This is a genomic window from Vibrio sp. V09_P4A23P171, from assembly GCF_963875615.1.
In the GTDB taxonomy this organism is placed as follows: Bacteria; Pseudomonadota; Gammaproteobacteria; order Enterobacterales; family Vibrionaceae; genus Vibrio; species Vibrio anguillarum.
On record NZ_CAWNMR010000017.1, the window covers coordinates 44,365 to 50,865 of the forward strand.

A 6,501-nucleotide genomic window follows, 5' to 3' on the forward strand; every position below is an offset into this window, starting at 1 on the left:
CGTAATGGATGACTTTTTTGCTCTGGTAATCGACGCAAACGCGGCCAAAAACAGTGCCATACATAGAGTAGCTAATCGTTTTATTTTTTGAGTCCTAACTTGCTACTCAGTGTAAATAAAATGTGGAAACGTTTCCATGGTGGGGTTTATATTTTCATAGTAATAACGGATTTATTCTTCTTTCGTGTGATCATCCTCTCTGGAATGTACTTTTAAGCAATTTTAACGGCGAGTGATGAACTTTCCTTGATGAGATTGGCTTTGGATCTGACGTTTATATCAAAATCAATCTGTAAACGTTCCCATGAATTTGGTTTGGCTCACTGATTATTTTGCTCGATTCATTGTGATGCGATGTAATTTCCTGCTTCAAAGTCAGACAAAATGACAGATAACCATTGATTGAATTAACCGGTGGGCAGGCTCTACTGATTGTAGAATTGGGTGAGTATGCAGAGATTCTGCATTGGGGACAGAAGGTAAGCGGTGATCTCAACGGTTATCGTATGGGCTCTGCATCGCCCGCCCTGATTAAACCGTTAGTCAGAGCGAGCAGCATGATAGGTAATGTTGTCAGTACGAATGCGTGAAAGCCGATTAAATCGAAATTTAAATACCGATTAAAAGTCTTATTTAATTTTCTCCAGCATCACACCTGCTTCCATGTGGTGGGTGTAAGGGAATTGGTCGAATAGAGCGAAACGAGTCACTTTGTGTGTTTCACATAGAGTGTCTAAATTCTCTTTTAAGGTTTCTGGGTTGCAGGAGATATACACAATCCGCTCGTAGCCTTGCACCATTTTACAGGTATCGATATCCATACCCGAGCGCGGTGGGTCAACAAAAATGGTGTTGCAACGATAGCTTTTGAGATCAACTCCCGCTTGTTGTAAACGACGAAACTCACGTTGACCTTCCATCGCTTGAGTAAACTCTTCGGCAGACATGCGGATGATTTGCACATTGTCTATTTTATTCGCCGCAATGTTGTATTGCGCGGAATCAACAGAAGGTTTGGCTAATTCGGTTGCGAGCACTCGCTCGAAATTTTTCGCCAATGCCAGTGAAAAGTTACCATTCCCACAGTAGAGCTCCAATAAATCGCCTTGGCTCTCTTGCGTGCAGTCAACGGCCCATTCCAACATTTTTTGTGCGACAGTACCATTTGGTTGAGTAAAGCTGTTTTCCACTTGTTGATAAATGTAACTTTGACCATGTACGTTCAGTTTCTCAATCACAAAATCTCGATCGAGCACGACTTTCATTTTACGTGCACGGCCAATCAAATTGAGGTTGAATCCCTCATCATTGAGACGCTGTTTTAATGCTTTTGCTTGGGTTATCCATTCTTCATCGAGTTGGCGATGATAAAGCAGAGAAACCAGTACTTCACCACTAAGAGTGGAGAGAAAATCGACTTGGAAAAGTTTACGACGCAGTGAGTCGCTGCCTTTAAGTGCATCGACCAAAAGTGGCATCAAATCATTAATTAAACGACTGGCCGCAGGAAACTGGTCAACGCGGTATTTTTCACGCGTTTCTTGGTTGAACATGATGTAATAAAGCTCATCACCTTCGTGCCAAACTCGAAATTCTGCACGCATACGGTAATGCTGCTCTGGTGATTCAAACACTTCCAACTGAGGCATGTTGTATTGTGCGAACATTTGGGTCAGACGCTCGGTCTTTTCCGCCAACTGTTGCTGGTAGTGTTGTGGGTTTACATCAAGAGTCGCCATGGTATTACCTTTGCTTGGGTATGGTGCATTCAAATAATAAAGAGCGCAGATTTTATTCAATCCCTCGCGCTTGTCCAGTTTTGTCCTGAATTAGTCATTAATTGCGAGCTAACAAAAATAGCTGACACCAATCAGTACTAGACAAATTATCAGTAGAGCCATAGTATCGCCCTCAGCTGGTGCTATCTAGCGGTATAGATGGCCGAAAAGGGAATCTGGTGTGAATCCAGAACTGACGCGCAGCGGTAAGAGAGAACGAACACCCAATATGACACTGCAGGAAAATGCTGTGGGAAGTCGGGTTAGTAGGTCAAGAGCTCTCAAGTCCGAATACCTGCCAGCAGCCAAATCTATGCCACCTTTTGGTTGATTTGGTAGGACTTACGCGAATTAGGATCACAATATGAATAAATCCCTTTTAGCGGCGGCTGTAGCATCGCTGCTTTCACTTATCTCCAATTTACACGCCCAAGAAGCATCTGCTGACGAAACCATGGTGGTTACGGCTAACCGTTTTGAGCAAAGTACCGAAAGTGTTGTTGCTCAAGTGGAGGTTGTGACACGTCAAGATATAGCCCGTATTCAAGCTAAGTCACTAACTGATGTATTCAAACGATTAACGGGTATTCAAGTTACACAGAATGGTGGTAGAGGCCAGCAAGCTTCGATCTTTGTTCGAGGTGCTAACTCTGATCAGGTTCTTGTCTTAATTGACGGCATTCGTTTTGCTCGCGCTGCAAAAGGTGGTGTCGATTTCAGCCAACTGCCAATCGCATTTGTTGACCGAGTAGAGTATGTACGAGGTGCTCGTGCTGCTATGTATGGTTCAGAGGCGATTGGTGGTGTGATTAATATCATTACAGTTGTCAGTTCTGACAATGAAGAAACTGTAGTGAGTGCAGGATTAGGCAGCCGTGATTATGAAGAATTAAGTTTTGTTAGTGGTACTAAAGTTGGCGAGAACGGTCATTTAAACGCATCGGTTGGTTACGATTCTGATGAGGGCTATAACGTTCACCCAATGCCCGGAGTAAACGATGGTGGCCGTCATGGGTTTGAATCACGTAATGCTTTGCTCGGGTACGTACATAACTTCGACCAACAGTGGAGTGGCTTTGCGAATTTCCGAATGTTCGAGACTATCTCTCAATATGATGGTTCGTATGTTGATTATAATACCGGCAACCCTGTCCACTCTTACAAAGAAGCTGAAGTACAAAACTCTACTGTTGCTGCTGGCGTTAAATTTAATGGCAGTGAGCTAAAGTCTGAATTCCTAGTTAATTATCAAAACCAAGACAACTGGAATTACGAAAAGTCTCTAGGTAAGAACTCTTCTTCGGCTACGTCTGATGAGCTTGAGCAACTTAATGTTCAATGGGTAAACTCATACAAAGTTACTTCAGCACTGACGTTAAGTGGTGGTGTTGATTGGCGAGATGAGGCCTACATCGTTAAGCCATCGAATACTGAATATGATCGAACCAATGTTGCATACTTCACTGCATTAAACGCAGATGCGGACAAAGTGTTTGGTGAGTTGAGCATTCGTGCTGATGACAATGAACAGTTTGGTACTGAAACAACGTATAACACAGGGTTAGGTTATCGTTACGCAGAATGGCTTGTGGTTAAGGCTGCCTATGGTACATCGTTTAAAGCTCCGAACTTGTATCAACTATATAGTTACTACGGTAATGACAAGCTAGAAGCCGAGAAAGCGGATTCATTTGAATTAACTTTTAGTGGTTTAATCCAAGAGGTTGATTGGTCAATTACTGGATACGATACAAACGTTGAAGACTTAATTGATTATAATTACGCGACGAGTAAGTATTACAACACTGATGGTGAAAGCCAATTACGTGGTGTGGAAATGGTTGTCGGTTTTGATACAGGCTTTATTAACCACCAAGTGAGCGCTAACTTCCAAGATCCAAAAGACCAATCTGGTGAACAGTTAGTCCGCCGTGCTAAGAAGATTTATAAGTATAACGCGGTAGCTAGTTTCGATGATGTTGATTTGTCATTGGGGTACCAATACGTCGGTGAGCGACCAGACTTCTCTGAAGAGTTGGCTGCATACAGTTTGTTTGATGTTTCAGTTAACTACTACGTAAATGAAAATCTTACTTTAAACGGTCGAGTCGAGAACCTTACTGATGAAGAGTACGAGACAGCTGGTGGATACCCATCTCCAGAGCGTACATATTACGTAAATGCTACTTACCAATTCTGATTTTTGAAACCGCCTGTGGGCGGTTTTTACTTTGCGAGTGTGATGATGAAAAAGAACGTTATCGTCAGTTGGTCTAGCGGAAAAGATTCAACCCTCACTTTAGAGCGATTACTGGAAGATAGCCGTTATTGTGTGGTGGGCATTTTTACCACTTATGTTGAAGATGAAGTGCCCTTTCACGCCACCCCTTTGTATGTAATTGAGCTACAAGCACGACTTTTAAAATTACCCGTTGTCAAAATAGAGCTGCCTGCCGTATTTCCAAGTAACGAGCTTTATCAATCGACCATCATCAGCGCATTAAAACAAAGTGGATTAGAGATAGACGCCGTTGCTTTTGGCGATATGTTCTGTAACGGCATTGCGGAGTATCGCAAAAGCTATATTGAACCGGCTGGCTGGGAGTGTGTGTTGCCCTTGTTAGGTGAAGATAGTAGCGCTCTTGCGCGAGAGATCATAAATCGCGGCATCCAAACCATGGTGATGACGACAGATGGTCACAGCCTCACGACAGACTATTGTGGACAACCTTATGGACGAGCGTTTATTGATTCTTTACCAGCAGAGGTTGACCCGTGTGGCGAAAATGGCGAGTTTCATACACTGGTCACCGACGCGCCCTGTTTTTTGGGTGGAACACTGGAGTTAGAGTTGACGTATCTCCAACTGGGGGAACGTTTTTGTCACCAAAGATACCGAGCAAGAGCATTGCCAATTGATAAAGAGCGAGTATGATCGGAACGTTTTCATTATAAGGTGCTCAGAGTGTCGCAACCGTCTCAGCTTAATGTGCTTATCTTTGACTCTGGTGTTGGTGGGTTATCGGTTTATCAAGAGGTCCAAGCCAAACTACCACAATTAAACTACATCTACCTGTTTGACAATGAAGCTTATCCTTATGGAGAGCTCAATCAAGAGGTGTTAATTAAGCGTGTGGTTAGGTTGGTAAGCGATGTCGTTGTGAAAGAGCGCATTGATTTGGTCGTTATTGCTTGTAATACCGCAAGCACCATCGTCTTACCCAAGCTGCGTTCTTGTCTTGCTGTACCAGTTGTGGGGGTTGTCCCTGCGATTAAACCGGCCTCGTCACTGGCAAATAAAGCCGTGGGACTCATTGCTACCCCAGCGACTATCACTCGTCAATACACTCACGATTTGATTCGAGATTTCTCATCTGACAAGAATGTTGAATTGCTAGGGTCAACGCGCTTAGTGGATATGGCAGAAGAAAAATTGAGGGGCAAAGCTGTCGATCTTGCAGAATTAAAAGAGATTCTTAGCCCTTTGGTGAACCGTATTGATGTGGCGGTCCTTGGCTGTACACACTTCCCATTAATAAAAGAAGAGATCCAAGCCGTATTAGGGAAGAGTGTCGTGCTAGTTGATTCCGGAGAAGCTATTGCTCGTCGTGTGCAAGAGCTATTGGGTGTGAAAAGCGAGCCACAATGCAAAATCAAACAACACAAGATATTATCAAGCGCACCTCCTTGGGAAGAAAGCGCGCTCAATAGCCGATTAGCTCACTTAGGTTTTACTCCTGTTCAAACATATCGTCATCAGGATGTTTAGGATCATTCGCCACACGTACCTTCAATGTACGCTGCATATAGTCTTTCTCATTTAAAGCTGAAATAGCACTATCTACATTCGCAGAAGCCATCACAACAAAGCCAAATCCACGCCTTTTGCCTGTCCGCTTATCTTTCATCAAACGTACGGCAAAGACTTCTCCATATTTGGCAAAAAGTTCACGAACATGAGCTTCATTCGCTTTGTATGGCAAGTTACCGACATACAGTGTTTTCGTTGAGAGTTTTGACTCCTCATCATCGGTTAGCGTTTTGCTGCCAAAAAATTTAAAAACAAGAGCGGAAGAGACAACACCAAGAACAAAAGTAATTGCGGGAGAAAGCGCGACCAGAGAAAAAAGGATTGCGCCTATTATTGCAAGAGATGCAACCAGTAAAATCGATTTATTAGAGTTCATATTGGAATACTACATATCAAGTAAAAGAAGAAGGATGTCTAGGATTAACAAAATAGACACATCAATCTTACGTTTATGCTTGGTGTTTTTCCAACCAATTGCTGTGATAACCTTCAAATGTTGAAGTTTTATTCAATAAAACGCGACATTGGTGGCTTTTTAAGCGAATGAAGGGTGATTTTAAAAAAGAACTTGTCACATTGTAAAACCTCCCTATAATGCCGCCTCACTGACACGGAGTGAGGCAAGCCTCACAAACGAGTTACTAGTTGAAAGAGAAAGATAGTTAAAAATAACTCTTGACTCTTAAAAGCTAAAGCGTATTATTCGCACCCCTAGCGACACGGACTTAACGGTCTTGTTCGACAGGAACGCTCTTTAACAATATAAACCTATCAATCTGTGTGGGCACTCGTTGATGATAATCAAAAAAGATTTATCAATGAACTGAGTGACCAATCAGAATCAAGTTTACTTGATTTTGGCACAGTCAATTCATTGTTGTTCTGTTGGAACAACAATAGCTTTAAAATTAC

The 6,501-nt window shown here is 42.7% G+C and carries 6 protein-coding genes and 1 riboswitch; of the genes, 4 read left to right on the forward strand and 2 right to left on the reverse strand.

All coding sequences use genetic code 11. The features are described 5' to 3' along the window. The first annotated feature begins 398 nt into the window (after positions 1–398). Positions 399–590, forward strand: coding sequence for a hypothetical protein (locus AACT23_RS07095; protein ID WP_017042077.1), 192 nt, complete (start codon positions 399–401; stop codon positions 588–590). Positions 591–629: 39 nt separating this feature from the next. On the opposite strand, the gene trmA is transcribed toward AACT23_RS07095, so the two are convergent. Then, the gene (trmA, locus tag AACT23_RS07100; RefSeq protein WP_026028859.1) at positions 630–1,739 is read right to left on the reverse strand and encodes a tRNA (uridine(54)-C5)-methyltransferase TrmA; all 1,110 of its coding nucleotides are present in this window, start codon (positions 1,737–1,739) and stop codon (positions 630–632) included. A 160-nt stretch (positions 1,740–1,899) separates the two neighbouring features. Next, a riboswitch (cobalamin riboswitch) is annotated at positions 1,900–2,095 on the forward strand. A gap of 47 nt (positions 2,096–2,142) precedes the next feature. On the opposite strand from trmA, the gene btuB reads away from it, so the two are divergent. From btuB to murI, 3 genes are read left to right on the forward strand one after another with little or no spacing between them, the layout of a single operon-like run. Then, the gene (gene btuB, locus AACT23_RS07105; RefSeq protein WP_088731462.1) at positions 2,143–3,978 is read left to right on the forward strand and encodes a TonB-dependent vitamin B12 receptor; all 1,836 of its coding nucleotides are present in this window, start codon (positions 2,143–2,145) and stop codon (positions 3,976–3,978) included. 45 nt (positions 3,979–4,023) lie between these two features. Continuing rightward, the gene (locus tag AACT23_RS07110) at positions 4,024–4,713 is read left to right on the forward strand and encodes an ATPase (RefSeq protein ID WP_445286075.1); all 690 of its coding nucleotides are present in this window, start codon (positions 4,024–4,026) and stop codon (positions 4,711–4,713) included. A gap of 30 nt (positions 4,714–4,743) precedes the next feature. Beyond that, positions 4,744–5,547, forward strand: a complete 804-nt coding sequence (gene murI, locus AACT23_RS07115) for a glutamate racemase (RefSeq protein ID WP_026028593.1) — start codon at positions 4,744–4,746, stop codon at positions 5,545–5,547. Here murI and AACT23_RS07120 read toward each other — a convergent pair. Further along, positions 5,510–5,965 carry an RNA recognition motif domain-containing protein gene (locus AACT23_RS07120; RefSeq protein ID WP_017049959.1) on the reverse strand — a complete coding sequence of 152 codons (456 nt, stop codon included), beginning with the start codon at positions 5,963–5,965 and terminating at the stop codon, positions 5,510–5,512. The two genes, murI and AACT23_RS07120, sit on opposite strands and share 38 nt — an antisense overlap. Between the last annotated feature and the right edge of the window lie 536 nt (positions 5,966–6,501).